This is a genomic window from Streptomyces sp. NPDC087270, assembly GCF_044744625.1.
GTDB lineage: Bacteria > Actinomycetota > Actinomycetes > Streptomycetales > Streptomycetaceae > Actinacidiphila.
Genome location: NZ_JBIUYR010000031.1, coordinates 1 through 25,340 on the forward strand (window position 1 = coordinate 1; position 25,340 = coordinate 25,340).

A 25,340-nucleotide genomic window follows, 5' to 3' on the forward strand; every position below is an offset into this window, starting at 1 on the left:
GGGGGGGGGGGGGGGGGGGGGGGGGGGGGGGGGGGGGGGGGGGGGGGGGGGGGGTCGGGGGGGGGGGGGGGGGGGGGGGGGGGCGGGGGCGCGGCCCCCCCCCCCCCCCCCCCCCCCCGCCACAGCCGCTCCCGAACGCCCTTGGCCCCGGGCCGGATTCACGGTCGCGGTGCGTACTCCCGCCGAAAGGCCCGGAGGGCACCGCCACCGCCATGTGTACGGGTAGCAACCTGATGTGTACTGTGTGTCGCGTGAACGACATATGCTGTCGGCCTGCCGTCGGTCAGGTCACCGGGCTCCCGCCCGCGCCATCCCGCTGTGCCCCGCGGAGCGCTGCGCCTGGGCCGGCGGACGCTTCGGCTGCGCCGCCACCCCGTTCTGCACATCCATGACGGCGTGCGCCACGAGACCGCCCATCGGGTCGTACCTGATCAGGTCACGCAGGCGCGATCGCGATGACCGGCCCTCGTTGCCCGGGTACAGGTGCTTGCCGAGTCCCACGGCGTGGGCGAGCGCGGCGAGCGCCGCGGTCCGCGGGTCCGGCGGCACGCCGGTGCGGATCGCGCTGTCCAGCCGGGACCTGATCTCCCGGCTGACCGCGCTGTCGGTCGCCTGGTACCGCGTGGTCGGCAGCACCCCGCACATCTGACCCGGCACGGCGTGCACCATGCCGCACCGCTCCAGGTGTGCGAGATACGTCTGGCGCAACCCCAGCCGGGGCCCGCCGATCCAGTGGACGGCACGCACCGGGCTGCCGCGGCGTCGCAGCAGTTCGAGCGCGGAGTCCAGAGTCGGATCTCCTGTCGGCCGTGGGTGCACCACGGCTATACGATCCCCGTCAGGGGCTATCCGTCCGGCCAGGGCCAGCTCGACGAGCTGCGCCCCGGCGAGGCCGAGGTCGAGCGATTGCGGCTGCGCCGTGGTCCCGGTGGTCGGGTCCAGGGCGAGCAGCAACAGCTCTTCCGGAATTGTTCTGCGGCTCTTGCCCATCCATGCCTCCCCGCGTGGATGAATGACAGGGTGACGCCTCTCACACCGGCCTGTCGAGAGCGCCTTCGCCATATCGGCGGGAACCGGCTGGTATGTCGTTCTCGTCTACGGGGTGGATGGGGTGTCGCAGACGGCCTGCGCGCCTCTCGCGGGACACTTGCCAGTGTGGTCGAGGACCGGTAAAGGCGCCGTATCCGGCCGCTTTTGCCCGAGTGTGTGCATGAGTCATCACGATGTGTGGAGGAGGTCTGCGTGGCGGGCGACGCCCCCGGCAGGGAGCAGCAGCACGAGACGTCGGGGGAGCCGGGTATCCGCCCGGCCACAGATCCGAGGCTGGCGGTGTTCCGAGTGCCCATGGAGACGCCGGAGGCGCGGGTGACCGAGGGCGGTCCCGAGGAGCAGACGGCGGGCGACGCGGCGGACGCGCCGCCCTCGCACGCCCAGGACGACATCGAAGATCCCAGTTCAGAGCCCCGATCGCACCCGTCTGACGACGCTTCCGCGGAGCCGTCGGACGCCTCGTCCGGACGGTCCCGGGCGGGCGCGGTCGCTACGTCGGACGACGTAGTGACCGTGGACGCCGTGACCGATTCCGCGCCCCCCGCCGCACCTCCCGCGCCCCGTTCGGCGCAGGAGGAGAGCGGGAAAACGGAACCGAATCGTGACCAGACGGATGAGGCTGAGGAGGCCGCTGGGGCTGGTGGGGCCAGTGGGTCCGACGAGTCCGGGGCGGGTGGCGCCGAGGACGCGGGCGAGGACGCCGACGCGGAGGCGAACGAGGGCTCCGTCGGCTCCGACGGCGACTCCGACGCGGACTCCGACGCGGACTCCGCCGAGGAGGAGGACGGTGCTCCGGTCGCCGCGGCGGAGGACGCCGAAGCCGCGGACGAGCCGGACGAGGCCGGGGCCGACGCTGATTCCGCCACCTTCACCTTCACCTTCAACGCCGCCGCCACCTCCACCGCGAACACGGACTCCGCTGCCGACGCGGACGACAGCACCGACGCGGACGACAGCACCGCCACGGACGACGGCACCGATGCCGACGCCGATGCCGATTCCGCTTCCCGTTCCGGTTCCGTCGCTGGAACGGGTGCAGAGGCTTCCCGGACGGCCGACGCCCGGGCGGGTGAAATCCCGTCCGCCGGCGCGGACATCGAGGACGGGCGCCCGGCCGACGCCCCCGCGCCCCCCTCCGCGCCCCCGGAGCGCCCTGGGCCGACGGTGAAGCCGCTCGTCTCCGACATCCCCGCGGAGTGGCCGGAAGAGCCGCAGAACGGCCGTCAGGCCCCTTCCAGCGGGTCCTCCGTGGCGTTCGGCGCTCCCGGCCGCCCGACGCGGGCCGAGACCGCGCCGCCGCGCCCGGCTCCGCTGCCCCCCGCGCAGCCCCCCGCCGCGCCCGCCAAGTCCGCTTCCGGACCCGCGGCGCCTTCCACTCCCCCCGCGCCCTCCGCTCCCCCCGCCCCCGGCGGTGCCGACCGCTCCGCCGAGGAGGCCGCCGGCCCCGGGAGCACCCGCTCCATGCCGGTGCCGCCGCCCCCCGACAAGCAGCCGCTGAAGCTGCTCGCCGAGCTGACCAACACCCCGCCGCCGCCGGACACCGCGCTGCGCACCGTCGCACGCCGGTTCAAGATCTGGACGCCGCTGGTCGTGCTGCTCGCGATCGTCTTCGTCGTGGTCCAGGCGCTGCGCCCGCTGCCGTCTCCACACCTGTCGCTGACCGCGGCGCGGACGTACACCTTCGCCGGCACCCCGCTGCCGCAGACGATGCCGTGGCCGAACGAGGGCCAGGCGGTCGCCGAGGTCGAGGGGCTGGGCTCGCTCGGGGTGCACGGCACCCAGTCGCCCGTGCCGATCGCCAGCCTCACCAAGGTCATGACGGCGTACGTGATCCTGCACGACCACCCGCTCACCGGCAGCCAGGGCGGGCCGACGATCAAGGTCGACGCGCAGGCCGCGAAGGAGGCCGGGTCCGACGACCAGTCGACGGCGCCGGTCAAGGAGGGCCAGCGCTTCGACGAGCGGCGGATGCTCCAGCTGCTGCTGGTCCCGTCGGGTAACAACATCGCCCGCCTGCTGGCGCGTTGGGACTCCGGCACGCAGGACGCCTTCGTCGCGAAGATGACCAAGGCGGCCGCGCAGCTCGGCATGACGCACACCACCTACACCGGCGCGAGCGGCATCGAGGAGACCACCGTCAGCACCGCGGTGGACCAACTCAAGCTCGCCCGCGAGGTGATGAAGAACGACGTGTTCCGCTCGGTGGTCGCCATGCCGAACGTGGACATCCCCGGCGTAGGCCGGATCTACAACAACAACAACGACCTGGTGAAGGTCGGCGTGGTCGGCATCAAGACCGGCTCCAGCACCCCGGCCGGCGGCGCGTTGATGTGGGCGGCGCACAAGACCGTCGACGGCAAGCAGCAGTTGGTGCTCGGCGTGGTGCTCCAGCAGCACGGCGGCACCACCGTGGACGACAGCCTCCAGACCGCGCTCGCCCGCAGCCAGGCGCTGATCGAGTCCGTGCAGGGCGGGCTCGGCTCGTCGACGATAGTGAAGAAGGGCACGGTCGTCGGCAAGGTCGACGACGGACTCGGCGGCAGCACCCCGGTCGTCACGGGCAAGGACCTCACGGCGATCGGCTGGGCCGGCATGAAGCAGGACCTCACGCTCGCGGCGGACGGCAGCGGAGTGCCGCACCACGCCGCGGCCGGCACGCAGGTGGGCACGCTCAGCTTCGGCAGCGGCTCGGCCCGTACGTCGGTGCCGGTGGTGCTGCAGAGCGACCTGGACGCGCCCGGCTTCGGGGCGAAGCTCACCCGGTTCTGAGCGTTCGTACGTCGTCCCCCGCTCGACCGCGTTCCTGCGGTCGGTCGGGGGACGACGTGTGTCAACGGCCTTGTCGCGAGCGGTGCGTGTCGGGCAGGCCAGGTGCGCGGGTCCCTTGCGCGGGTCCGTTGCGCGGGTCCCTCGTACAGGTCCGTTGAGCGGTCAGGCGAGGGGTGAGAACCTGCGCAGGCGCAGGCTGTTGGCGACGACGAAGACCGAGGAGAAGGCCATCGCCGCACCCGCGATCATCGGGTCGAGCAGCCCGGCCGCGGCCAGTGGGATCGCCGCGAGGTTGTACGCGAACGCCCAGAAGAGGTTCGCCTTGATGGTGCCGAGGGTGCGCCGCGCCAGCCGGATCGCGTCGGCCGCCACCAGCAAGTCGCCCCGTACGAGGGTGAGGTCGCCCGCCTCGATGGCCGCGTCCGTGCCGGTGCCCATCGCCAGCCCCAGGTCCGCCTGGGCGAGCGCGGCCGCGTCGTTGACGCCGTCGCCGACCATCGCCACGACCCGCCCCTGCTCCTGCAGCCGCCGGACGACGGCCACCTTGTCCTCGGGCAGGACCTCCGCGTGGACGTCCTCCCCGTCGATCCCCACCTGCGCGGCGACGGACCGGGCGACCTGCGTGTTGTCACCGGTGAGCAGGACCGGCCGCAGCCCGAGCGCCCGCAGCCGCCGTACCGCTTCCCGGCTGGTCGGCTTGACCGCGTCGGAGACCACGAGCACGGCCCTGGCCTGCCCGTCCCAGCCGACGGCGACCGCGGTGGCGCCGCGCTCCTCGGCGGCGGACTTGGCCGCGGCGAGCGCGGACGGCAGTTCCTGCGACCACTCGCGCAGCAGGCGCTCGCGGCCCACGAGCACCGCGTGCCCGTCGACGATGCCCTGCACGCCGAGCCCGGGCACGTTGGCGAAGTCCTCGGGCACCGGCAGGGTCCCGAGCCGCTCCGTCGCGCCGGCCGCGATCGCGCGGGCGATCGGGTGCTCGGAGGCGCCCTCCAGGGCGCCGGCCAGCCGCAGCACCGCGGCCTCGTCCTCGCCGTCCGCGAGGTGCACGGCGGTCAGCGTCATCGAACCGCTGGTGACCGTGCCGGTCTTGTCGAGCACCACGGTGTCCACGGCCCGGGTGGACTCCAGCACCTCGGGTCCCTTGATGAGGATGCCGAGTTGGGCGCCGCGCCCGGTACCGACGAGCAGCGCGGTGGGCGTGGCCAGGCCGAGCGCGCACGGGCAGGCGATGATCAGGACGGCGACCGCCGCGGTGAACGCCGCCGTGGCGCCCTCGCCGAGCGCGAACCACACCACGAGCGTGCCGAGCGCCAGCGCGATCACCGCGGGCACGAACACCCCGGAGATCCGGTCGGCGAGCCGCTGGGCCGCCGCCTTCCCGTTCTGCGCGTCCTCCACCAGGCGGGCCATCCGGGCGAGTTGGGTGTCGGCGCCGACCTTCACGGCCTCGACCACGATCCGGCCGCCCGCGTTGACGGTAGCGCCGGTGACGGGCGATCCGGGCCCGACCTCGACCGGCACCGACTCACCGGTCAGCAGTGAGGCATCGACCGCGGAGCCGCCCTCGCGGACCACCCCGTCGGTGGCGATCTTCTCGCCCGGGCGGACGACGAAGTGGTCGCCGACCGCCAACTCGCCGATGGGCACGCGTACTTCGATGCCGTCGCGGAGCACCGCCACGTCCTTCGCGCCGAGTTCGAGCAGGGCGCGCAGCGCGGCGCCGGCCCGGCGCTTGGCCCGGGCCTCGAAGTACCGCCCGGCGAGGATGAACGCGGTGACACCCGCGGCCGCTTCGAGGTAGATCTCGCTCGCACCGTCGCCACGGGAGATGGTGAACTCGAAGGGGTGGGTCATGCCGGGCATCCCCGCGTCGCCGAAGAACAGCGCCCACAGCGACCATCCGAAGGCCGCGAGGGTGCCGACCGACACCAGGGTGTCCATCGTCGCGGCGCCGTGCCGGGCATTGGTGTACGCGGCGCGGTGGAAGGGCCAGCCGGCGTAGACCACCACGGGGGAGGCGAGGGTCAGCGCGAGCCACTGCCAGTTGGTGAACTGCAGCGCGGGCACCATGGACAGCAGGATCACCGGCAGGCCGAGGACGACCGCCGTGGTCAGGCGCTGGCGCAGCGTGGTGAGTTCGGGGTCGCCGGCGTCGGCGGGGCCGTTGCCTTCGGCCGCGGAGCCGGACGGTGCGCCCGGGGGCGCGGACGGCGCCGGGGCGGCCGGGGGAGCGGGCACCGCGGCGGTGTATCCGGTGGCCTCGACCGTCGCGATGAGGTCGCCCACCGCCACCTCGCCCGCGTACTCGACCCTGGCCTTCTCGGTCGCGTAGTTGACGCTCGCGGTGACCCCGTCCATCCGGTTGAGCTTCTTCTCGATCCGGGCGGCACAGGACGCGCAGGTCATGCCGCCGATCGCCAATTCGACCCGCTTTCCCGCGGGTTCGCTGTGCGTGTGTGCTGTGCTGGTCGCCACTGCTCACTCCCTGGTCGATCCGTGCGGCGTTCGATGTGCTCCCGGTGCGCCCGGTGCGTGCGGCCCGCAGCCGTGCCCGCGGAGGCGGCCGGTCCGGTCGAGTCCGGCCCGGTCGACTCCGGCCCGGCCCGGTCAGGTCCGATCCGTCCGTACGGTCCGTCCGGACGCGGTCCGCCGCGGGTGGGGCTGCTCGGTCAGGCCCGGCCGACGAGCTCGTAACCCGCCTCGTCCACGGCCGCGCGCACCGCCTCGTCGTCCAGCGGTTGCTCGGACGCGACGGTCAGCAGGCCGCTGCCGGCCACCGCGGTCGCGGAGGTGACCCCGGGGATCGCGCCGACCTCCTTGCTCACCGCGGACTCGCAGTGCCCGCAGGTCATACCGGACACCGAGTAGACGGCCTCGCTCATGCTGTGCTCCTCATCCACGGGTACGCGCGACGCGTACGGCTGGTGCGGCTGCGGTCGATGTCGCTGGGCCGCGCCGCGGCGAGCGGGCGAATCTCCCGCTCTCACTGGTGGCAACCATATACCCCCTAGGGGTATTCCCAAGGGGTGGGTCGATCCCGATCGACCCCCGTTGCCCGCGGTGGCTTTCCCGCCCGCCGCTCAGCCGTCGTCGTCGGCGAGCCGGTCGAGCAGTGTGGCGGCCAGCCGCAGCAGCGCCACCTCCGTGTCGTTCAGTTCCGCGGCCATCCGCCGGCGCAGCCACTCGTCGCGGTGGGCGACGTCGCGCGCCATGGCCTCGAAGCCGCTCGCGGTCAGCTCGACCAGGCGCTGCCGGCCGTCGCCCGCGTTGCGTGAGTGCGTCACGTAGCCGTCCTCGCGCAGTGCGGCCAGCGTGCGGGTCAGCGACTGCGGCTGCACGTGGAGTGCCGCGGCCATCGCGCCCGGCGTGCTCGGGCCGCCGCGGTACAGCTGCGCGAGGACGCCGAGCCGGGCACTGGGCAGCCCGTCCGGCAGCCGCTCGGCGCGCATCCGCCGGGCCAGCCGGTTCACCGAGCGGCGGACCACGGCGCTGTCGTCGGACGGCGGGGGAGGGAACGACATCGTGCTGTTTCCTAAGCTAGGCGTATGATTTTTCTACCCTGACACGGGCATGATCTGGCTATCCGAGCGGACGAGCGGTCGGCGTGCGGCCGAAAGTCATACGCAAGGCTTATCAATCTGGAGCGCGTGACCGGGTACGGCCCGCGCGAGGAGACGTCATGGCGGGGACGAGGGGGGACGAAGGATGCTGATCCGGCTGCGCCTGCTGGACCCGGGACGGGTACGGCTGCGGATCGCCGTGCGCACCGTGCTCGCCGCCGTCGCGGCACTGCTGGTGTCGGGCGCGGTCGGCCATGCCGCCGGCCTGCCCGGCGGCATGGTGGTGATCGCGACCGTCGTCGCGGTGATGGTGTCGCGCAGCCTGCACGCGACCAGCCTGCCGCACCGGCTGTCGGCCCTCGCGTACGTCCCCCTGGTCGGCGTCCTCGCCGCCTTCGTCGGGCGGCTGATGGTGCAGAACGCGTGGTTCGGCGCGGGCGTCTTCGTGGCCGCGGTCGGCGGGTCCCGCTACCTGATGCGGTTCGGCGGCAAGGTGCGGCGCTTCGGGCGGCTGGCGCTCACCCCGCTGATCGCCGTGCTGGTCACGCCGGTGCCGCCGTCCGCGGCCAAGGCCACCGGGCCGCTGTGGGGTGCGGTGTGCGGGGTCATCGCGGTGGCCTGCGTGCTCGGGTCCCAGCAGCTGCTGCCGTCCCGCCCCACCCGCGAGGCGGCCGCGGCGGCGGGCGACTTCGTACGCGGCGCCGTCCGCCTGCGCGCCCTCGCGCCCGGGGGCGCCCGGCACGCCAAGGCCGCGCTGACCCTGCACCGCACCGCCCTCACCGTCGAGGACCGCCTCGACGCCGCCCGCCTCCCCGCCGGCGCCGACCGCACCCCGCTCGACACCCTCGCCGCGGCCGTCCTCACCGCCGAGGTCACCGCGGGGCAGCCGGCGGCCGCCCCGGCCCCCGTCGTACGGCCCGGCCCCGGCGACGAGCCCGCGGGTGCGGGCGGTTCGGCCGGCGCCGGCGCCGCGCAGGCCGCACCGGAGCAGCCGACCATCTCGGACCGGGCCGCACCGGAGCGGGGCGTATCGGCGCAGGGCGTTCCCGCGCAGGGCGTACGTGCCCCGGTCGTACGGTCCCGGGTCGTACGGTCCCGGGTCGCCGGGACACCTGCCGCGGTGGGCGGCGCGGGGACCGGCGGTATGGGGACGGGCGGACCCGGGGCGGACGGGCCGGGGGGAGGCGGCGCCCTGGACGACGCGCTCGCCGCTGTGCGGGCCGCCGCCGCGGCGGTACGCGGGGTGCGGGCGGTGCAGGGGCCGGCCCCCGAACCCCCGGCGCCCGCGGCGCGGCCGGGCGGCTGGCGGAACCCGCAGCCGCAGGCACGGCTGGCCGCGCAGCTCGCGGTGGCGATGGCGGCGGCCTTCGCCGTCGGCCACCTGGTGTTCCCGCGGCACTGGTCGTGGGTGATGATCACCGCGTTCGTGGTGTGCAGCGCGGCACGGGGGCGCGGCGACGTCGTGCACCGCAGCGGGTTGCGGGTGGCGGGCGCGTTCATCGGCGCGGTCACCGGGACCCTCGTGGCGCACCTGGTCGCGGGCGACGACGCCGCGGCGATCACCGTCATCTTCTGCTACCTGCTGGTCGGCCTGTGGCTGCGCGAAACCACCTACGCGGCCTGGGCGTTCTGCGTCACGAGCCTGCTGGCGGTGCTCTACGGCCTGAACGGCGAGCAGGGCGGCGCCCTCCTCGTGCAGCGCCCCGAGGGCATCCTGCTCGGGTCGGCCTGCGGGATCGCGGCTGCGTACTTCGTGCTGCCGCTGCCGACCGCCACGGTCCTGCGCGGCCGGGCCGCCCGCGCCCTGCGGGTGCTGGCCGACCTGCTGGTCGCGGCCCGCGCGCCGGAGCCGCGGCCCGCGGAGATCCGGCGGCTGGCCCGCCGCTTCGACCGCGCCACCCGTGAACTCGCGGTGGCCGCCGCACCCGCCCGCGCCCACCGCACCCTGATCCGGGGCACCCTCGGCCACCCCGCGTGGGGGACGCGCCGGGCCGCGCCCGCGCCGCAGCACGCCGCCGACTGGGTGGACGCGTTGACCGCCTGCGCGCACGCCGGCCGCGCGCTCGCGCTCAGCGACGCGGCCGGACTCGCCGCGGCCCGACCCCAACTCGGCCTGGCCGCACGCAACCTCGGCCAGGTGCGCCGCCGCCTCGGCAACCGCCCGGACGCCGCACCCCCGCGGCCGGTCCGCACCGGACCGCCCGCCGTGATCCGCCTCGACGCCGCGCTCGTCGAGCTCTACGACCGGTTGCCCGCGCCGCCACCGCCGTCCTCGCAGGCGCCGGCGGCGACCGCGGCCGGCTGACACCTCCGCCCGGGACCGCGGCGGTGTGCCCGCCTGCCGGGACCCGCGCTCCTTCGAACTGCCGGGACCCGCGCTCCCGCGAACCCCGACCCGGTCGCTGAGATCTTCCGCACTCCGCCCCGCACCCCCCACCGCGCCCGGGCCCGGCGGCCCTACCCTGGAGGCGACGGCGCGTATCCCGGCAGGGAACGCGACCCACCCACCCGCCAGGAGGCGACGCCGTGCTGCGCACCATGTTCAAGTCCAAGATCCACCGGGCCACCGTGACCCAGGCGGATCTGCACTACGTGGGTTCGGTGACCGTGGACGCCGAGCTGATGGACGCCGCGGACCTGCTGCCCGGCGAGCTCGTGCACATCGTGGACATCACCAACGGCGCCCGGCTGGAGACGTATGTGATCGAGGGCGAGCGCGGCTCAGGCGTCATCGGCATCAACGGAGCCGCCGCCCACCTGGTGCACCCCGGCGACCTGGTCATCCTGATCAGCTACGCCCAGGTCGAGGACGCCGAGGCCCGCGCGCTGCGGCCGGCCGTGGTCCACGTCGACGCCGGCAACCGGATCGTCAAGCTGGGCGACGACACCGCCGAGCCCGCTCCCGGCACCGATGCCCTGCGACCCCCGCACGCGGTCGTCCACGGCTGAACCCGTGGGCCGCGCGCCCCTTCAAGCGGCGGTGACCACCGAGGCGCCCCGCACCGGCCCGGCCACCGGACGTATCTCCACCCGAACACCGCGCGCCGCCGCCGTCCACTGGGCGCGCAGCCGCGCCAGTTCGGTCAACTCCTCGGCCGTCCAAGGCCGGTCGCCGTGCTCCTGCACATAAGCGCGCAGGGCCGCGTTCGCCTGATCGAGATCTCCCCCGTACATGTGATCCACCCTAGACCGGCCCACTGACAATCCCGAACCGATTGACCACCGCGCGTGCTCGGCCGGACCGGCCCCGGGTCGTTCACCAGGCTGTGACCTGGCACGAACGGCGGTTGTCGGAGTCTGCTGGCATGCTGAGTGTGAGGGAGGACACAGCGGCCGTATCGGCTGCATATCCCACGGAATCCGGCACCTGGCGCATTCCGCTCCGCCCTCCCGCGTTCCGCACGTCGCGCGCGCGTTCGGGCTCACGATCACGGAGGACCGCACCATGCTCACCAACGACTACGTGCCCGGCGCACCGAGCTGGCTCGACCTCGGCAGCCGCGACGTCGAGGGCGCGGCGGCGTTCTACCGCGCGCTGTTCGGCTGGGAGTTCCGCTCGGCGGGCCCCGACGCCGGCGGGTACGGCATGTTCCAGCTCGACGGGCAGACCGTCGCCGGCCTCGGCCCGATCACCGAGGAGGGGGTCAGCCCGGCCTGGACGCTGTACTTCGAGACGGCCGACGCCGACGCCACCACCAAGGACGTCGAGCAGGCCGGCGGCTCGGTCCGGTTCGCGCCGCTCGACATCGGGGACCAGGGCCGGATCGCCGGGTACACCGACCCGTCCGGCGCCCAGTTCGCCGTCTACCAGCCCGGCACCCTCAAGGGGCTGGACCGCACCGGCGTCGGCGCCCTGTGCTGGACCGAGCTGTACACGACGGACGCCGAGCAGGCCAAGCGCTTCTACGGCAGCCTCTTCGGCTGGGACACCGCGGACATGCCGCTGGCCGCCGACGCCGGGGTCTACACGGTGGTCTCCCGCGCCGGCGGCGGCCAGGCCGGCTCGCACGGCGGCATCATGCAACTCGCGCCCGAGCAACTGCCGGACGGGGTCTGCTACTGGCAGCCCTACGTCGGCGTCGCCGACGCCGACGGCGTGGTGACCACCGCCGCCTCGCACGGCGCGACCGTGCTGATGCCCACCACACAGGTGGGCGGCATCGGCCGGGTCGCGCTGCTCAGGGACCCCGAGGGGGCGTTCTTCGCCGTCCTCCAGCCGGACCCGCAGATGGCCTGACCCGCGGCCCCCTGCTGCCGTCAGCCGTCAGCCGTCAGCCGTCAGCCGTCCGCGTTCGCCGCCCGGCTCGTCGGCGTCGGGCGGCCACGCGGACAGCCGGCGCGCGCTGGCGAACCGCAGCTCCCGGCCGGTCAGCGGATCGGTGAACTCCAGCGTCCGCGCCAGCAGTTGAAGCGGCCGTGCGTACGGGTCCGCGCCCTCCTCGGCCGCCGCCTCCGCCCACACCTCCGGGTAGATCGGGTCGTTCAACAACGGCAGCCCCAACGCCTGCATGTGCAGCCGCAACTGGTGGGTGCGGCCGGTCAGGGGCCGCAGAAGGTAGCGGCCGAGCCCGCCGCGCCGCGCCAGCAGCTCGACCACGCTCTCCGCGTTGTACGGCCCCGGCACCTCCCGCGCCGCCATCTGCCCGCGTTCCTTCACGATCCGGCTGCGCACCGTCGCCGGCAGCGCGACCGCCGGGTCGTAGGCCGCGACGGCCTCGTACTCCTTGCGTACCAGCCGGTCCCGGAAGAGCGTCTGGTACGCCCCGCGGTCCTCGGGACGTACGACGAACAGCACCACTCCCGCGGTCAACCGGTCCAGCCGGTGCGCGGGGGACAGCAGCGGCAGGTCCAGCTCGCGGCGGAGCCGGGCCAGCGCGGTCTCGGTGACATGGCGGCCGCGCGGGGTGGTGGCCAGGAAGTGCGGCTTGTCGGCGACCACGATCCGCTCGTCCCGGTGGAGCACCTCCACCGGGAACGGCACGGCCGGCTCCGGCGGGAAGTCGCGGTGGAACCAGACCCACGCCCCGGGTGCGTACGGCGTCAGCGCGCCCACCGGCCCGTCCGCGGTGACGAACCGCCCCGCGGCGAGCATCGCCTCGATCCGCTCCCGGCCGACCGCCGCGCCGTACCGCTCCAGCAGGTACCCGCCGATCGTCGTCCAGGCCGCGCGCCCCGCCGCACCGTCGGCGTCGCTGTCGCCGTCGGCGGGGTCGGGCAGGCGCACGCGCACCGGATCGACGCCCTGGCGCTGCCCCAACGGGGCGGCAGGCGCCCCGCGCCCCGCTCTGCGCGCCATCGCGTGTCCCCCGGCTCTCCGGCCCCGAGCCGACCCGGTCCGTCCGACCCGGCCGCCGCGACCTGGTCTTTTCCAGGCCGCACACCGCCAGGTTACGACGTACGACGTCGCCGGGCCGTGGCCGGGCCGCCGCCGGACTCAGTCCTCGCGGGCGTCCGCGATCTCCCGGAGCCGGTCCAGGTGGCCGCCCCTCTTCTCCCATGCCGCCAGGGCCGCCTCGATCTGGTCGTGCGTGGCGTCCGGCTTGCCCTTGACCACCACCACCATCTCGGTGTTGGGCGACAGCGGCACGACCGCGGTGTCCAGGGTGACGCCCTCGGCGAGCGCGCGGGAGATCCGTACCGGCAGCTCACCGCCGGCATCCGGCCGCGCGTGCCGGGTGTAGTAGCGGTTGCCGGGGGAGTCCGGCGGCAGCGGGTCGCCGCCGTCGAGGATGTGCTCGATCGAGCCCTGGCCCCACTCCAGAATGCGTTCGATGTCCCGCAGGGTCGCCGTGACGCTCTGGAACTCGTGCCCGCGCTCGATCGTCTGGATCACGGTCCGCTTCACGCCGATCGAGTCGCCGAGGCGCACCTGGCTGAGTCCCTTGCGCTTGCGCGCTGCCCGGATGACGCCGCCCAGCCGCAACCAATCTCCGTCCATGGCCCACATCATGCCGGACTGCACGCAACCACGCAGCCATCTTCCGAGCCTTCGACCTGCGGCCGATACGGCCGGAACTCGCCCATTGGTTGCGTGGAATGGCGGTGATGCGGCTCGGGAGAAGGCGATCGAATGACGCCATCGAGCTTGGAAAGCTCACATTTAAGATCTGTTGGACTTGCAAGCGCGGTGGTTGGCGGATACTTTCGAGACGTGAGACCGAACGGCGCGGCAATGAGGGCACTTCGCATTGCTCGGAAGATGAGCCTTCGCGAGATGCAGGTGCTGACGGGGCTGGACCGGGGCCATCTCTCCCGCCTGGAACGCGGCTTGGTCGGTGCGAGCGACGACACGATCCGGCGCTGCGCCCACGCTCTCGACGTCCCCGTCGCCGCCATCACCCACGACGACCGCTGACCGGCGTCACCTGACGCGAAGTCACCCGTCCTCGCGGTCACCGCAGTTGACGCCTTCCCCGCGACGCGGGCGGCGGCCGGTTCAGATCTCGTCGAGCCAGATCACTATCCCCGTCAGGTGGTTGAGCACGGCCGCCGTGCCCGCGCCGATCGCGGCGGTGCAGCGCTCGGCGGTGAACGAGGCGGCGTCGTAGGTCGAGGACATGCCGAGCCCCTCGCCGCGGAACGACGCCCCCGACCAGTCGACCGAGGTGACGTTCTGCGTCGGCTCGGCCAACTCCGCCCCCACCACCAGGAACTGCTGGGACAGGTGGTTCGCGGTGGCGGTCGCGAGGGGGTCGACCAGGCCGTCGCCCGCGCTGACGACGAGGTCCGGTCGCGCGGCGAGGGACCTGGTGATGGCGGGAAGCAGGTCGGAGGGGCCGTCGGCGACCACCGTCCTGAGGCTGACGTGCTCCTTCGCGGCCCAGTCCTTGACGGCGGTGACCAGCGACCTGGTCGGGCGGTCGTCCCCGGCGGTGAGCAGGACCACGCGGTAGCCCTTCGACGGGTGGACCCCGTTCCAGGAACCGGGCCGCGGGGTGATGGTCGCCTCCGGCGCGGGCGGGGCGGAGGGATCGGCGAACCCCGCCTCCAGCGTGCCGACGGCGCTGGGTGCCGGGTGCGGCCGTGACCAGTCGTCGCCGGAACCGCATCCGGTGACCAGCGCGGCGGCCGCGGCCAGCAGGGCGGCGGCCCGGAGCGGGGGGCGCAAGGCGATCGTCCTCCGAGTGATGGCGGAATGGTGCGTCCCATCCTGCTGATTCCTTTGGCGCCGAATAGGCCCTGAGGCGCCGTTCGCGCGGTTGTTCTTTAATGATTCGGCAAAGGGATGGTCTTTGTTCATCCAAGGCGTGCACCGTGCACGGGCAACCCCGAAGGAGCCCCATGCCAGCACGTGCCCGCCGCACCGCCGTCGCGATCGCCGTAGCGGTGATCGCCTTCCTGAGTCTCGCCCCGCCCGCGTCGGCCCACGGGTTCACGTCGGTCGCCTACGTCCACGTCACCGAGGGCGAAGGCGACGGTGACGGCGACAGTGGCGGGCGCCGGCTGCGGACGACGCTGGAGCTGGAGTACGACCTCTACGTCATCTCCACCGCCGACTACGAGCACGACGACGCCCTCTTCCGGGCCGGGAACGCCGCGTTCGACGCCGGCGACACCAAGGCGCAGGCCGCCGCGCTCGACGCGCACGCCCGGTCGGCCGTCGGCTACGTCACCCGGCGCTTCTCCGTCACCGCCGGCGGCAGGGCCTGCACGCCCGCCCGGGCCGGCGGCTTCACGATGACCCGGCGGCAGGGCGTGCCGTACGCCGTGCTGCCGCTGGACTGGGACTGCTCCGGGCGGGCCGGCGAACCGGTGCTGCGCAGCGGGCTGTTCCCCGACGCCGAGACGTATGTCACCGGCACCAAGACGATCGTCACCTACCACCTCGACGGCCGGTCGGGCAGCGCCGCGCTCGACGCCGCCCACCCGTCGGTCTCGCTCGCGCAGCCGTGGTACGACCAGTTCGGGGAGTTCTTCCGGCTGGGCGCCGAGCACCTGCTGACCGGGATCGACCACATCCTGTTCCTGCTGGCCCTCATCGCCGGGTCGCGGCGGCTGCGCGAGATCGTGCTCGCGGCCACCAGCTTCACCCTGGCCCACTCGGTGACCTTCATGCTCGCCGCCCTGGGTCTGGTCGACGTGCCGGCGCGGGTCGTGGAGCCGGTCATCGCGCTGTCGATCGCGGTGGTGGCCGGCTGGTACCTGTGGCGGCTGTGGCGGCGCGGGGGCGAGGCGACCGAGCTGGAGACCTCCGGCGGCGGCCACTTCGCCCTGGACCGGGCCGGCTGGACCCGCCTCGCGGTCGTGTTCTGCTTCGGCCTCGTGCACGGCCTGGGCTTCGCCGGCGCGCTCGGCATCGACAAGGCGTTCTCGTGGACGCTGCTGTGGTCCCTGCTGGTGTTCAACGTCGGCATCGAGGCCGTCCAGTTGACGATCATCGCCGCCGTCTTCCCGCTGCTGGCCCTGCTGCGCCGCCGCGCGCCGGTGGCCGGCCGCTGGGCGACCGGTGCGATCTCCGCCGGTGTGACGGTTATGGGACTCATGTGGTTCATGCAACGGGTGTTCATGTTCTGAGGCATAGGTCTGTGGGAAGTTCAGCCGCTCCAAAGGTCGTATTCGCGAGCGGTTCACCCTCCCGCGACAGCTTGACGATCGCCAAGTTCTGGTTTTCTCTTAGTAAAGGGAACGAAAAAACCCATGAAATCGAGCAGCTCGACGCAGGCCCGCGGGCCCGCGCGGCGCCGCGTGGCCACCGGGGTCACCGCGGCGTTCCTGGGCATGACGATCGCCCTCGGCGGCGCCGCGGCCTCGCCCGCCGGCGCCGCGTCGCCCACCACGCTCAGCGGCGTCATCCTCGGAGTGGGCGCCAACGAGGCGCAGCGCACCGTCTCCTGGTACTCCTCAGCCGACACCGCGCAGCAGATCCAGGTCGCCCCGACCGCGGAGCTGACCGCCGGCGAGTTCCCGGCCGGCGCCGCCACCTTCGACGCCGCCGGCGGGGCGAACATCGCCTCCAGCGGCGGCTACAACCGCCACGCGACGATCACCGACCTCAAGGAGAACACCGCCTACTCCTACCGGGTCGGCTCCGCGGGCGACTGGTCCGCGACGTACGCGTTCACCACGCAGGACTTCGACGGCGACTACGACTTCCTGTTCTACGGCGACCCGCAGATCGGCTCCTCCGGCAACACCGCCAAGGACCAGGCCGGTTGGCAGGACACCCTGGACGTCTCCCTCGCGGCCAACCCGAAGGCCGAACTGCTGGTCTCCGGCGGCGACCAGGTGGAGAGCGCCAACACCGAGTCCCAGTGGAACGCCTTCCTCGCGCCCGACAAGCTGCGCCAGTACCCGTGGGCGGCCACCATCGGCAACCACGACGTCGGCGGCAAGGCGTACGAGCAGCACCTGTACACCCCGAACACCGACCGCACCGCCCCGTACTACTCCAACGGCAAGCCGGAGTCTGACAGTTCGGGCGGCGACTACTGGTACATCTACAAGGACGTGCTGTTCATCGACGTCAACAGCAACAGCTACACCACCTCCCAGGGCGGCGGCGGTGACGAGGCCCACGTCAAGTACGTGACCGACGTCATCAACCAGCACGGCTCCGAGGCCAAGTGGAAGGTGCTCGTCTTCCACCACTCGATCTACTCGCCGGCCTCGCACGCAAAGGACAGCGACAACAAGGTCCGCCGCGTGGACTTCCCGACCGCGGTGTCCAAGCTCGGCGTGGACCTGGTGCTCCAGGGCCACGACCACAGCTACGCCCGCAGCTACCTGATCAAGAACGGCGAGAAGGCGGACGCGGCCGAGCAGCCGGGCGCCTCCGACGTCTACCCCGGCCCCGGCGGCGTGCTCTACGTGACCGCCAACTCGGCCTCGGGCTCGAAGTACTACGACATCACCGCCCCGGACTCCAGCGGCACCAGCGGCGCGGGCAACGGCGCCGACCCGCTGAACCCGGGCAACTACTGGTACAGCTCCGTGCAGAACCAGGAGCACGTGCGCAGCTACGTCAAGGTGCAGGTCCGCAACGACAAGCTGGTCGTCGAGGACGTGCGCAGCGGCACCTGCGCGGCGCCCAACGCGGCCGTCGAGGGCGGCGACTGGTGCAAGAACACCACCACCGGCCAGCCGGTCGGCTCGCTCGTCGACAAGGTGAGCGTGCACCCGTACCACGGCTCGGGCCAGGACCTGCAGGTCGACGTGCCCGCCGCCGCGCCGGGCGAGTTCGGCTGGACCATCGACGGCTACAACGGCCTGGTGGACCTCGGCACCGCCAAGGACCACGACGGTGACTACTTCGACGCGACCGGCCGGATCAACCCGATCGCCGTCTCCGACAGCCGCCGTTCGCTCGCGCCGTGGTCGATATCGGCGAGCGTGGGCGACTTCAAGGACGCCGGCAAGACGTTCTCCGGCGCCTACCTCGGCTGGACGCCGAAGGTGCTGGAGGGCGGCGCCGGCGCCAAGGCCAGCGGTTCGGTCGCCTCGGCCTATGACGACCACGGTCCCGGCCTGTCCGTCTCGCGCGGCCTCGGCTGGGCCGACCAGGGCCACCCCAAGGGCAAGGCCGAGCTGGGCGCCGACCTGGATCTGAAGATCCCGGGCAGCGCCGACAAGGGCTCCTACCGCGCCACCCTCACGATCACCGCGCTGAGCAGCTGACCGTACCCGTCCCACCCGGCGGGGCGGGCACCCAGCTGCCCGCCCCGCCGGTCTCACCCCACCGACCGCCCGAGGACCCGAGATGCACCCGCCCGTGACGCGCCGGACGACCTCCGCCGCCGCCCTCATCCGTACCGTCGCCCTGGTCCTGCTCACCCTCCTCGCGGTCGCCGGGCTGCCGGCCGGCTCCGCCCTGGCGGCGGACACCGACGCCACCTGGACGGTGCGTACCGGCTCGGGCAGCCACGGCGACGACCGGTCCAGCTACAGCTACACCGTCAACCCCGGCGGCCGGGTCGAGGACACCCTGGTCGTCGCCAACCGCGGCAAGGCGCCGCTCACCCTCGACCTCTACGCCGCCGACGGCTTCACCTCCGACGCCGGCCAACTCGACCTGCTCCCCCGGGCGAAGAAGTCGGTCGCCGTCGGCGCCTGGCTGCACACCGACCGGAAGAGCGTCGAGATCAAGCCCGGGAAGTCCGTGGACGTCCCCTTCACGGTGACCGTTCCGGACCGGGCCACACCCGGCGACTACGTCGGGGGCGTCCTCACCGCCCTGACCCAGCCCGACGACGCCGCGGGCATCAACGTCGACCGTCGGCTCGGCATCCGGGTCAAGCTGCGGGTCAGCGGCGAACTCACCCCGGGCCTGGCGGTCGAGGACGTCCACGTCGGCTACTCCGGCCCGCTCACCCCCTTCGCGAAGGGCGACACGGTCGTCACCTACCGGGTCCACAACACCGGCAACGCCGTGCTGTCGGCGCGCCAGGCGGTCTCCGTCGCGGGCCCCTTCGGCCTGCTGCGGACCGAGGCGGGCAAGGTCGCCGCGATGCCGGACCTGCTCCCGGGGGAGAGCCGGAAGGTGACGGTGCCGGTGCACGGCGTCGAGCCCGGATTCCGGCTGTCGGCGCGCGTGACCCTCACCCCCGTGGCCGTCGACGCGTCGGGCTCCACCACCGAACTGGAGCCGGTCCGGGCGACCGGCGGCGGCTGGGCCGTCCCGTGGCTGCTGACCCTGCTGGTCGTGGCCCTCGCCGCAGGGATCGCCGCGGCGCTCGTCCTGGCCCGCCGCGCCCGCGCGCGGCGCGAGCTGCGCGAGGACACCCGGGTACGGGACGCCGTCGAGCAGGCGCTGCGCGACCGCACGCCGTGATCCCCGCCCCGGTCCGCGACCTGCCAGGACCGTACGACCGGTCCGTAAAGCCGGTCCGTAAAGCCGGTCCGCACGACCAGTCCCTACGACTGGTCCGTCAGCACCCCGAGTTCGACGGTCAGGCCGTACTCGCGCAGCTGGGCGACCTGGGTGCCGGTCGCGTTGTCGCCGACGATCAGCAGGTCCAGATCGCTGAGCGGGCAGACCGGGGCGAGGTCGGTCCTGCCGAGCTTGGTCGAGTCGGCGAGCAGGATGTGCTGGGTGGTGGCGCGCAGCATCCTGATCTTCATCTCGGCTTCCTGGATGTTGATGTTCGTGACGCCGGTGTCGGGGTGGATGCCGCTGCACGACAGGAACGCGGTGTCGGCGTGGATGTTCTCCAGGATGCGCCCGCCCATCGGGTCGACCAGGGACCGCTGCAGCGGGCGGAGCGTCCCCCCGGACAGCACCACGGTGAAGCGCGGGATGGCGGGTTCGAGCTGGTGGGCGACGCTGGTGCTGTTGGTGAACACCATCAGGTCGGTCAGATCCCGGCGCGCGACCAGCTCGCGGGCGAAGAAGGTCGTGGTGGTCCCGGCGTCGATGACGAGGGACTGGCCGCTGCCGACCCGCTGGGCCGCGGTCTTGGCGATGGCGGCCTTCTCCAACGCGGCCGAGCCCAGCGACTGTTCGTAGGAGGGCTCGTTCCGCGTGTCCAGCGGCGCGGCCCGGGCGCCGCCGCGGACCCGGCGGATCAGGCCGTGTTCCTCCAGCACGTCCAGGTCGCCCCGGACGGTGACCACCGAGACGCCGAACGCCTCGGCGAGGGCCGCGATCCGCACGAAGTCCTGCTCCTGGACCAGGGCGAGCATGCGCTCGCGGCGGACCTCGGCCGGCATCGGCTCATGGGTACTGGTCACGCCTGGCCCTTCCGGTCCGCGAGACCGGCGGGCAGCAGGTCGCGGTGTGCTTCGGTCATCTCGTCGCAGAGCTGTTCGATCGCGGCCAGCGAGAGCGTCGCCGCGGTGTTCGGGTCCAGCATCGCAGCGTGCCGCACATGACGCGGTTCGCCGTCCAGCACGGCGCGGACGGTCAGTTCCGCGACGTTGACGTACGCGCGGTTGAGCGCGGCCAGCTGCGCGGGATAGCGGTCGATCGGGGCGGCCGTGACGCCGCCGGCGTCGATGTCGGCGGGCACCTCGACGAAGCACTCGGCCGGCAGCGCGGGGATCAGGCCCTCGTTGGGCAGGGTCAGGTTCACCCGCCGGGTCTCGCCGGTGATCATCGCCCGCAGCACCTCGGAGGCGATCTCGGGTTCCAGCCAGCGCATCAGCATCGGCCGCCCCTGGGCCAGCCCCCGGCGGATCTCCTCGTAGGCGTGCAGGCTCCGGCTGAGCACCCCCAGGTACTCGCCGACGGGGATGCCCAGCCGGGCGATCTCGTCGTCATGGCGCATGAACCAGGGCACGTACTCGGCCGCGTGCTCGCTGGACTCGGTGGGGAAGTAGCCGAACCGGCGCCACATCTCCATCCGCACATGCCGCCCCAGCTTCGGGTCGGCCCGCACCGCGGCCTCCAGCTCCGGGTACAGCGACCTGCCGTCGGCCTCGAAGCGCAGCACGAACGCCTGATGGGTCAGCCCCGCGGTGAGGAAGGTGAGGTCCTCGGCCTCCCGGCCGACCGCGTCGGCGAGGAACGCGTGGGTGTCGCGGACCGCGTGGCACAGGCCGACCACGCGGCTCATGCCGGTGACCTCGCGCACCGCCCACAGCGTCATCACCAGCGGGTCGGTGTAGCTGAGCAGCCACGCGTCGGGGCACTGCTCGGCCATGTCCCGGGCGAGCCCGACCATCACCGGGATGGTGCGCAGGCCGCGGAAGATGCCGCCGATGCCGATGGTGTCGGCGATGGTCTGGCGCAGCCCGTGCCGGGCCGGGATCTCGAAGTCGCGCAGCGCGGTGTCGTAGCCGCCGACGCCCAGCTGGCAGACCACGTAGTCGGCGCCGTACAGGGCGGCCCTGCGGTCGGTGTACGACTCGATCACCGCTCCGGCGCCGGCCTCCGCGTCCAGGCTCCGGGCCAGGGTGAGGGCGGTGGCCAGCCGGTCCGGGTCGATGTCGTGCAGCCGGATGCGCAGGCGGCCGGCCAGGGCGGGGACGAGGAACAGGTCGGACAGGATGCGCCGGGTCATCTTCACGTTGCCCGCGCCGGTCAGCACGATGTCGGCCATGCCCCCGTCCTCCTCCGGCAGTGTCGTTTCGGTCAGTGTCGTTCCGGTCGTCCTGATGGCGCACCCGGTGGTGCGGCTGTGATGAAGCCGGCGGTGCGTCTCGTGGTGCACCTGCGGGTGAATCCGTGGGTGGACCTCGGGGTGAAAGCGGCACTCAGCGTACGCCGAGCCGGGTGCCGGCCACATGATCCGCGCGCGGACCACGTGACCGGCGCCCCGGTCCCGATACGGGCGATGGACGAGGTCAGCCGACGGTGATGCGGTCGATGTCGGGTGCCCAGTCATCCGGGTTGGCGAGGGTGACGGTGTTGGCGTTCCCCGCCTTCAGGTCGAGCGTCGCGGTGGCGGTGGCGGTGGTCTGCCAGTCGGCGGTCGGGGTGACGGACACGCTCACCGGGGTGCCGCCGTCGGCGCTGATTTGCAGGGTGCGGGCGACGGCGCTGGTGTAGGCGACGGTCACCTGGGTGGCGCCGCCGCTGCCGCCGGCCACGTTGTCGAAGGTGAGCGTCGCGCCGTTGCCCAGGTAGCCGACCTTCTGCCCGCCCGAGCAGCCGGTGCAGTCGGCGACGGCCGCGCCGCCGGTCAGGGTGTTGGCGGACGCCTCGGCCTCGTAGGAGGTGGAACCGCCGTCCCCGCCGCCGCTGTTGCCGGAGCCCACGGCGATGGCGCCGAGCCCCAGCCAACCGTCGGCGTTCTGGGTGGCGTTGGCGAAGCGCAGGCTCTTGGCGGCGGCGTTCACCGCCGAGAGCGGGTTCACCACGTCCATCACCAACTGGTAGGAGCCCGACGCCACGGAGGAGGTGTCCACGCTGGTGTCGAAGTATTCCGGGTACCCGTACGGCAGGTATGTCGGGTCGGTGCCGGCGTTCCAGTCCGGGAACGCCCGGATCTTCAGCGGCATCACCTTGGTCAGGTCCCAGGAGGTGTCCCAGGTCTTGACGACCTTCCCCGAGGAGTCCTTCAGGCCCAGGCGCACCGTCCAGGGGTGGTAGAAGGGCGCCACCCCGTCGTTGGAGATCTTCACGCCGATCTTCGCGGTGCCCGAGACGCTGCTGTCGTAGTACGCGTCCGGCACGGTGAGGTCGTAGCCCATCGCGCGGACCGCCGCCCCCACGTCGGGATCGGTGGGGCTGTAGCCGGTGCTGCCCTGGTCGAGTTTCCAGGTGGTGTGCTCCATCTCGATGCACGCCTTGATGTCGTCGTCGGAGCCGCTCGCGCCGCTGCCCCAGGTGCCGAAGACCGAGCCCTGGATCTCGGGCCGGACCTCACCGCCCATCGAGTCGGTGACCCACTTGTTCTCCACGCCCTCGTCGAGCGCGTACTGGAGCTGGGAGTAGTCGGCGCCGCCCATCGACTGGGGCAGGGTGACTCCCGCGAGCGGGTCGCCTTCGCGGTAGCAGAACGAGTCGTCGTGGTAGCCCACGTCGAGGTCGTTCGCCGCCCCGCCGCCGGACGTGGGGTAGCGGACCTCGATCTTGGTGGTGTGGAAGGCGTTGGCGAAGGCCCTGACGATCAGTGCCGCGTTCGCGTCGGTGGCCATGAAGTCCGGGTAGCCGCCGGTGCCGTTCTCCGGCCAGGTGTGCCACTCGCCCCAGTAGCCGATCAGGCCCATCTGGATGAAGCCGATCCGCGGGTCGCCGTCGTACTTCGCGCCGAACTGCCCGATGAACTGCTGCAGCGAGCTGAGCAGGAACGCGTTGTTGTAGTCGGGGCTCTGGGTGTTCCAGTACGTGTCGTCGTTGGTCGGCACCTTGCCGTTCCAGCAGGCGGGGATGCCGTTGGTCGGGTTCCCGCTGGGGTAGTCCAGATAGAACCGGATCGCGGCGGTGTTGCCGTACGACGCGGTCTCGTCGAGCATCTTCTCCACCGGGGACCAGTCCAGCGCGGTGCAGTCACTCGCGTCGGTCATCACCGCCGAGAGCGGGAAGTAGCTCCAGGTGATGCTGTGCGGGTAGCCGGTGTTCTGGTCGGTGCCCGCGTTGTAGTAGACCGCCAGGCCCTTGTCCGGGTTGTCCAGCGGTCCCGGCGCGTACGTCAGCGGGTGGTCGGTCAGGGACGGGTCCGGGGTGGCGGGCGGTGCGGGGCGGGCCGGGGCGCCGGCGGCGGCCGGCGCGGCCGGGGCCGCGGACGCGCTGTGCGTGCCGGCCATGGTCGCCGCCAGCAGCGCGAAGAGCGCCGCCAGCGCCATCGCAAGGCGCGTCCTGGCGTGCCCGGTTGGTCTCGTGCGTGGTTGCATCGTGTCGACCTCCGTTGGTCGATCGCAGTGAACGGTGCGCGTGGTGCCCTCCGGCCCGACCCCGGAAGAATCGCCCCCCTGAACCCCCCGGCCCCCGGCCCTTGCCCCCGGTCCCGGTCCCCGCCCCTCTTCCCCCCGGTCCCTGAACTCCCTGCGCCCCCAGGTCACATGGCGGCGGTCAGTCGCCCCGGCGCAGCGCGGCCGCGGTGAAGTCCACCTCCTGCGCACCGATCTCGAACCGGTAGCGGTCCAACTGGCGCACCTCGGGGCGGGACTTGAGGAAGTCGGCGAGCGCCGCGCGTTCGGTCGTGGCCAGCCACGCGGGCGGGTCGGAGGTGGCCCGGAAGTCGCAGACATGGGCGAGGTCCACCAGCAACCGCCGCTGCGCCGCCGTCAACAGGCTCTGCCGGTCGCGGAAGTAGGCGGCGTCCGGGTCGAGTTCGACCAGGCCCTTGAGCCAGAGCCGGTTCACCGAGGAGACCAGGGCGTTCTGCGCGGTGGCGTCGGAGGGGTCCTCGGTGGCGTAGTGGGACCAGAACGGGGCGACGTCGGGCCCGACCCGGATGCCGTCGCACACCCCCAGCGACGGCAGCACCGGCGCACCCGAGCCCAGGATGTAGACGTCCTCGCCGGCGGTCTGCCGGATCAGCCGCATCGCGTCGCGGTAGGCGCTCTCACGACCCACCGTCGGGTCGTGGCGCCGCGCGGTGATGGCGGCGGCGTTGACGAAGTCGAGCTTGAGGTAGCGGAATCCCCAGCCGACCACGGTCTCGATCGTCTGCCGCAGGTGGTCGAGGGCCTCGGGCAGGGTGACGTCCAGGGCGTAGTACGGCCCGCCCCAGTTGTAGCCGGCCGGGACCGGGGTGCCGGCGTCGTCGGTGAGGAACAGGTGCGGCCGCTCCTTGACGATCCGCGCGTCCGGCCGGGCGATGAACGGCGCGATCCACAGGCCCGGGGTCAGTCCGGCGCCGGTGACCCGGGCGGTGAGGTCGGCCATGCCCGAGGGGAACTTGGCGTTCGGCTGCCAGTCGCCGACCATCCGCTCCCAGCCGTCGTCGATCTGGAAGACGTCGAACGGCAGCCCGGCCAGCCCGTCGAGGTTCGCGTGCAGGGTGCGCTCGTCGATGTCCTCGTAGTACGCGTACCAGCTGGACCACACGTTGCCCGCCCGCCGGCCGGCCCGCCCCAGGTGCTCGCCCAGCAGTTCGGCGTAGCGGGCGAAGACCTCCAACTCCGGTCCGTAGCCGCAGAACCAGGGCGCGCCCGCCTGCTCGTACCAGCCGGTGACGGTGTCGCGGTCCACGCTCAGCCGCGGCACGTCCAGGCCGAGCGCGCCCAGCAGCAGGACGTTGCCGTCGCCGGCGGTGAGCGCGGTCACCGCGGAGGAGTGGTGGCGCCCTTCCTCGTCCCAGACGGTGTCGTCGGCGGTGAGGCGGCGGATCGGGTTGGCGATGCGCAGCGGCGGCTCGTCCATGGCCCGCCAGCCCGACGGGCTCCAGGAGTTCCAGCCGTGCCGGTAGACCTGGGCGTCGGGCAGGCCGTGGAGCAGCGCCACCCGGCCCGGCGGCAGCAGCAGGCCCCCTTCCACGGTTTGCGGTGGGCCGCTGAGCTGCGCGGGGAGGTGCAGAGGACCGAGGTCCAGGAGGTGGGGCATGGTGTCCCTTCACTTCGGGGAGGGCCGGGGCGCCGTGGTCGGGACGGCGTCCCCGGCCCGGTCACGGGTGCGTCGTGGCAGCGGGGATCGGT

General features: G+C 73.2%; 20 protein-coding genes. 8 read left to right on the forward strand and 12 right to left on the reverse strand.

Annotated elements, in window-relative coordinates:
- Positions 1 to 288 precede the first annotated feature (288 nt).
- Positions 289 to 990 (reverse strand): GPP34 family phosphoprotein, encoded by a 702-nt coding sequence (locus ACIPAE_RS37950; protein ID WP_328465032.1) that lies wholly within the window; start codon positions 988 to 990, stop codon positions 289 to 291.
- A gap of 252 nt (positions 991 to 1,242) precedes the next feature.
- Between ACIPAE_RS37950 and ACIPAE_RS37955 the strand changes: the two genes are divergently transcribed.
- On the forward strand, positions 1,243 to 3,819 hold the full coding sequence (locus tag ACIPAE_RS37955; RefSeq protein ID WP_402451795.1) for a D-alanyl-D-alanine carboxypeptidase family protein: 2,577 nt from the start codon (positions 1,243 to 1,245) through the stop codon (positions 3,817 to 3,819).
- Between the two features lie 162 nt (positions 3,820 to 3,981).
- Here the strand turns inward: ACIPAE_RS37955 and ACIPAE_RS37960 are convergent, their stop codons facing one another.
- From ACIPAE_RS37960 to ACIPAE_RS37970, 3 genes are all read right to left on the reverse strand, one after another.
- Entirely contained in the window at positions 3,982 to 6,297 is a 2,316-nt protein-coding gene (locus tag ACIPAE_RS37960; RefSeq protein WP_402451797.1) for a heavy metal translocating P-type ATPase, read from the reverse strand.
- Between the two features lie 194 nt (positions 6,298 to 6,491).
- Entirely contained in the window at positions 6,492 to 6,722 is a 231-nt protein-coding gene (locus ACIPAE_RS37965) for a heavy-metal-associated domain-containing protein (RefSeq protein WP_328465026.1), read from the reverse strand.
- 180 nt (positions 6,723 to 6,902) lie between these two features.
- Positions 6,903 to 7,343: a MarR family transcriptional regulator gene (locus tag ACIPAE_RS37970; protein WP_328465024.1), complete on the reverse strand. Its 441-nt coding sequence runs from the start codon at positions 7,341 to 7,343 to the stop codon at positions 6,903 to 6,905.
- Between the two features lie 184 nt (positions 7,344 to 7,527).
- Here ACIPAE_RS37970 and ACIPAE_RS37975 point away from each other — a divergent pair, with 184 nt between their 5' ends.
- Positions 7,528 to 9,687 carry an FUSC family protein gene (locus ACIPAE_RS37975; protein ID WP_402451800.1) on the forward strand — a complete coding sequence of 720 codons (2,160 nt, stop codon included), beginning with the start codon at positions 7,528 to 7,530 and terminating at the stop codon, positions 9,685 to 9,687.
- A 221-nt stretch (positions 9,688 to 9,908) separates the two neighbouring features.
- A complete protein-coding gene (gene panD / locus ACIPAE_RS37980) occupies positions 9,909 to 10,331 on the forward strand; it encodes an aspartate 1-decarboxylase (RefSeq protein ID WP_366409880.1) in 423 nt (140 codons plus the stop codon).
- Positions 10,332 to 10,352: 21 nt separating this feature from the next.
- Here panD and ACIPAE_RS37985 read toward each other — a convergent pair whose 3' ends face one another.
- The gene (locus tag ACIPAE_RS37985) at positions 10,353 to 10,556 is read right to left on the reverse strand and encodes a hypothetical protein (RefSeq protein WP_329368359.1); all 204 of its coding nucleotides are present in this window, start codon (positions 10,554 to 10,556) and stop codon (positions 10,353 to 10,355) included.
- 271 nt (positions 10,557 to 10,827) lie between these two features.
- Between ACIPAE_RS37985 and ACIPAE_RS37990 the strand changes: the two genes are divergently transcribed.
- Positions 10,828 to 11,619 (forward strand): VOC family protein, encoded by a 792-nt coding sequence (locus ACIPAE_RS37990; RefSeq protein ID WP_402451804.1) that lies wholly within the window; start codon positions 10,828 to 10,830, stop codon positions 11,617 to 11,619.
- Positions 11,620 to 11,646: 27 nt separating this feature from the next.
- On the opposite strand, the gene ACIPAE_RS37995 is transcribed toward ACIPAE_RS37990, so the two are convergent.
- Positions 11,647 to 12,678 carry a pseudouridine synthase gene (locus ACIPAE_RS37995; RefSeq protein ID WP_402451806.1) on the reverse strand — a complete coding sequence of 344 codons (1,032 nt, stop codon included), beginning with the start codon at positions 12,676 to 12,678 and terminating at the stop codon, positions 11,647 to 11,649.
- 138 nt (positions 12,679 to 12,816) lie between these two features.
- Positions 12,817 to 13,320 (reverse strand): helix-turn-helix domain-containing protein, encoded by a 504-nt coding sequence (locus tag ACIPAE_RS38000; RefSeq protein WP_329368365.1) that lies wholly within the window; start codon positions 13,318 to 13,320, stop codon positions 12,817 to 12,819.
- Between the two features lie 234 nt (positions 13,321 to 13,554).
- Between ACIPAE_RS38000 and ACIPAE_RS38005 the strand changes: the two genes are divergently transcribed.
- Positions 13,555 to 13,737: a helix-turn-helix transcriptional regulator gene (locus ACIPAE_RS38005; RefSeq protein WP_329368367.1), complete on the forward strand. Its 183-nt coding sequence runs from the start codon at positions 13,555 to 13,557 to the stop codon at positions 13,735 to 13,737.
- An 81-nt stretch (positions 13,738 to 13,818) separates the two neighbouring features.
- On the opposite strand, the gene ACIPAE_RS38010 is transcribed toward ACIPAE_RS38005, so the two are convergent.
- On the reverse strand, positions 13,819 to 14,490 hold the full coding sequence (locus tag ACIPAE_RS38010; RefSeq protein ID WP_329368369.1) for a hypothetical protein: 672 nt from the start codon (positions 14,488 to 14,490) through the stop codon (positions 13,819 to 13,821).
- A 173-nt stretch (positions 14,491 to 14,663) separates the two neighbouring features.
- Here ACIPAE_RS38010 and ACIPAE_RS38015 point away from each other — a divergent pair, with 173 nt between their 5' ends.
- From ACIPAE_RS38015 to ACIPAE_RS38025, 3 genes are all read left to right on the forward strand, one after another.
- The gene (locus ACIPAE_RS38015) at positions 14,664 to 15,896 is read left to right on the forward strand and encodes a HupE/UreJ family protein (protein WP_402451810.1); all 1,233 of its coding nucleotides are present in this window, start codon (positions 14,664 to 14,666) and stop codon (positions 15,894 to 15,896) included.
- A 123-nt stretch (positions 15,897 to 16,019) separates the two neighbouring features.
- On the forward strand, positions 16,020 to 17,996 hold the full coding sequence (locus tag ACIPAE_RS38020; RefSeq protein WP_402451813.1) for a fibronectin type III domain-containing protein: 1,977 nt from the start codon (positions 16,020 to 16,022) through the stop codon (positions 17,994 to 17,996).
- A gap of 94 nt (positions 17,997 to 18,090) precedes the next feature.
- Entirely contained in the window at positions 18,091 to 19,149 is a 1,059-nt protein-coding gene (locus ACIPAE_RS38025; RefSeq protein WP_402451816.1) for a WxL protein peptidoglycan domain-containing protein, read from the forward strand.
- 83 nt (positions 19,150 to 19,232) lie between these two features.
- Here ACIPAE_RS38025 and ACIPAE_RS38030 read toward each other — a convergent pair whose 3' ends face one another.
- The 4 genes from ACIPAE_RS38030 to ACIPAE_RS38045 form a co-directional block, all read right to left on the reverse strand.
- Positions 19,233 to 20,048 carry a DeoR/GlpR family DNA-binding transcription regulator gene (locus ACIPAE_RS38030; protein WP_328464999.1) on the reverse strand — a complete coding sequence of 272 codons (816 nt, stop codon included), beginning with the start codon at positions 20,046 to 20,048 and terminating at the stop codon, positions 19,233 to 19,235.
- The gene (locus ACIPAE_RS38035) at positions 20,045 to 21,358 is read right to left on the reverse strand and encodes an alpha-glucosidase/alpha-galactosidase (protein WP_402451819.1); all 1,314 of its coding nucleotides are present in this window, start codon (positions 21,356 to 21,358) and stop codon (positions 20,045 to 20,047) included. Before ACIPAE_RS38035 ends, ACIPAE_RS38030 begins: the two co-directional genes overlap by 4 nt.
- A gap of 244 nt (positions 21,359 to 21,602) precedes the next feature.
- A complete protein-coding gene (locus ACIPAE_RS38040; RefSeq protein WP_402451821.1) occupies positions 21,603 to 23,546 on the reverse strand; it encodes a carbohydrate-binding protein in 1,944 nt (647 codons plus the stop codon).
- Positions 23,547 to 23,772: 226 nt separating this feature from the next.
- Positions 23,773 to 25,248, reverse strand: coding sequence for a glycoside hydrolase family 36 protein (locus ACIPAE_RS38045; protein ID WP_366409888.1), 1,476 nt, complete (start codon positions 25,246 to 25,248; stop codon positions 23,773 to 23,775).
- Between the last annotated feature and the right edge of the window lie 92 nt (positions 25,249 to 25,340).